The following is a 698-nucleotide window of genomic DNA, read 5'->3' as shown; positions in this document are numbered from 1 at the left end:
ATCCATGCAGGGCTAAAGTGCCATGCTTGTTCTAAAGCTAGACTGGCATTGTCATAATTTTCACTATGGCTGTGTTTACTTTGGACACTGCCAGCGCCTTCATCAATATCCAATACATCAGCTTGCCAACGCTGGATATGTACCGAAGTCGGTTGAATGGAACGCTGACCAATAAAATTGGTAATTGAATCAGTTTTTTCTACGGCGCTGCTTCTATGGAAGCGAATATTGCGGCGTTCTAAGGCACTAAATTGCGAATTATCATCAATTAAACGAAGCTTTTGTGCTTGGATTTGTTCTGTTGAACTCGACATTTTAAGTTGTGCTTCATCGATCAGCCAGTTAATCCCTTCACTTCTCATCAAACGGGTCAGGAAGTCAAAGTCGCTTTCAGATGCCTGCATAATGAATGGGCGCACATCATAGTCTTTACTTAAACCACTCTTGTCCAATGTCAGACTTGAAGCAAACAGTGGACTGCGTTGTGCCCATTCTTGGAATACGGTTTGGATCACATCCACAACCGACTTATTCATAAATACTCGAGAGTTTCTACGATGTTTCCAAAGTGCTGTTGGGTCTTCTACAGTCAAACGATAGATGGTAAGAGAACCATCAGATGCGCCAATATCGGCTTGGGTCACAATCCCTGAAATACGGGTTAACTCAGATTTATCTGTGACGACATCAATCGCAGC

1 protein-coding gene is annotated in these 698 nt (G+C 42.8%); it reads right to left on the bottom strand.

What is annotated here, in order from left to right:
• Positions 1 to 698 (bottom strand): phage late control D family protein (locus M2R48_RS08090; protein WP_262085720.1); only part of this gene is annotated, 698 nt, incomplete at both ends.

This window comes from Acinetobacter sp. I-MWF (assembly GCF_025433935.1).
GTDB classification, from domain to species: Bacteria; Pseudomonadota; Gammaproteobacteria; order Pseudomonadales; family Moraxellaceae; genus Acinetobacter; species Acinetobacter guillouiae.
This window is presented reverse-complemented; position numbering and strand designations above follow the sequence as displayed.